This is a genomic window from Kitasatospora sp. NPDC087861 (assembly GCF_044742585.1).
Lineage (GTDB): Bacteria > Actinomycetota > Actinomycetes > Streptomycetales > Streptomycetaceae > Kitasatospora.
Genome location: NZ_JBIUUS010000103.1, coordinates 1 through 2,159 on the forward strand (window position 1 = coordinate 1; position 2,159 = coordinate 2,159).

Consider the following 2,159-nt stretch of genomic DNA (forward strand, 5'->3'; position numbering starts at 1 on the left):
TTGTGAGGTCGGCCCGGGACGCCCTGCTGGTGTTGCCACCAGTGGGTTTTCCCGGACCGCCTCCCGCACCCGGCGTGCCCGTCTCCAGGCACCGGGCGCTCCACAAGTCCCGTGGAGGTCCGAACAGTTCAGATCATGCCCGCCCACGGCGTGGGAATCGCTGTCCCCCGGTAGCGGTAGCGGGTCGTCCGCATCCGTCCCGGATCGAACAGCGCCGTATCGCCATCTGATGGCCACCACTGGCCCTGGCAATACCGGCGGCGCACCTGCTTCCAATTCGCACGCGGGTGTTTTCGGTGCAGCCAACCCATGACCCTGCGCCAGGTGAACGCGCGCAGGAAGTGGAAGGTGGCACTCGAAACCCCGGACTGAAAGTAGACACACCAGCCCCGCAGCACAGGATTGAGATTATGCAGCAGGACTTCGAGCGGCAGGTTCTTGTCCAATCGGCTGATCGTCTTCACCTTCCCCGTGACGGATTTAACCGCCTTCTTGCTCGGGTAGGTATAGACGTAATGCTTCGCCGTGCCCCGCTTCTGGTGGCGCTGGATGCGCCATCCAAGAAAGTCAAAGCCCTCATTGATGTGCACCAGCGTGGTTTTCTCCTCCGAGAGACGCAAGCCCATCGTGGAGAGCACCTCGGCCGCCTCGCCGCGAATCGCCTCAGCATCAGCCCTGTCACCGCGAACCAGGGCCACCCAATCGTCAGCGTAGCGGATTAGCCGAAATGATGGCTCTCCGCGCCGCTGCTGCCGGGTCATCCGTCTCTGGTCGCGGTGGCGCCGAGCGAAATGCTCATCGAGAACGGACAGTGCGACATTAGCGAGCAAAGGTGACAGAATTCCGCCCTGTGGCGTTCCCATGTGCGATTCCCTGAAAAGCCCCTCTCTATTGAGGATTCCGGCCTTCAGGAACGCCTTGACCAGCACCAAGACGCGCTTGTCGGAGACCCGTAGCCGCACCCGGTCCATAAGCGCCGAGTGCGAGATCTCGTCAAAACACGCCGCGATATCACCCTCCACGACCCACTCGTAACGGTGGGGCGGGCTGGCGAAAGTGCGGATCTCAGCAATCGCGTCATGTGCTCGCCGATTGGGCCGGAATCCATACGAGCACGGCAGGAACTCCGCCTCGAAAATAGGCTCCAGCACCAGTTTCAGCGCAGCCTGAACCACGCGATCACGCACAGTGGGAATACCTAGACGACGCAGTTTCTTTCCGCCCGCCTTCGGAATCATCCGCTCGCGGACTGGCAATGGATGAAACTGCTGCGCTTTCAAATCTTCGCGGACCTCGGCCAGGAACTCGCCGACGCCTTGCTGTTCGATGTAGTAAGCGCTCTTCCCGTCTACCCCTGCCGACCGGGCACCTCTGTTGCCCCGCACTCGTTCCCAAGCGATCAGGAGAAATGCGGGGTCACAGACGAGATTGAACAAATCACGAAACTGCCTGTCTGAATCGTCGGTCGCCCAACGGTGCAGCTTGGCCTGGATCTCCCGTACCCTGCGCTCCGCGCCGAACGGCGTGAGCGACGGCGCGTCGGTATTCACCGGCGGCCTCCGAGTATTCCAGCATCCGCCCTGCTGACTTGCTGGCCCCCTTGGCCATGTGCGCGCCTTTCGCGCGCGCGGACTACTACGGGGCCTCCGCCCCACACTGCGGCCGACAGCCGACGACGGGCCTGCCCTTCGATGTCCTGGCTGGAGCATCGTGAGGGCAGCCGCAGGTGGTTCCCACGTTCACCACTGACCGTTTGACGAGGGAGGTGCCCAGCTATACCCCGGCAGCCTCTCCACGAGTACGCCGCAGGCTTTCCTCGTGGCCTCCCCACCGGCCTATCCATCCCGGCTTCGGAGTCACCCGCCGCATGATCACGGCAGGTGTGCGCTGCGGACCGGCCCATATCCACCAGGTTGGAGCCGGCTCGACGCTTACGGAGCTTCACGCGCTGGTTCCTCTCGTACACCTTCTCGTCTTGCTTGCCGGACCCGCCCCGTCTGGTAGTTCCGGAGCGTCCCGGCGTTGTCAGGACTGCTTTCCACCCCTCCCGGCGACTCCCGGGTCAGGCTGTCCTCAGCTTCGTGGCCTTGCTGCGACAAGGCCACGGCGGCGGTCTTTCACCTCCGCACGGTCAAGTGGCGCCTCGTGGCGCACGAACA

General features: G+C 63.5%; 1 protein-coding gene. It reads right to left on the reverse strand.

The window, feature by feature from the left end; translation table 11 throughout:
• Positions 1 to 128: 128 nt before the first annotated feature.
• Positions 129 to 1,550: a group II intron reverse transcriptase/maturase gene (gene ltrA / locus ACIOJE_RS41215; protein WP_400783826.1), complete on the reverse strand. Its 1,422-nt coding sequence runs from the start codon at positions 1,548 to 1,550 to the stop codon at positions 129 to 131.
• Between the last annotated feature and the right edge of the window lie 609 nt (positions 1,551 to 2,159).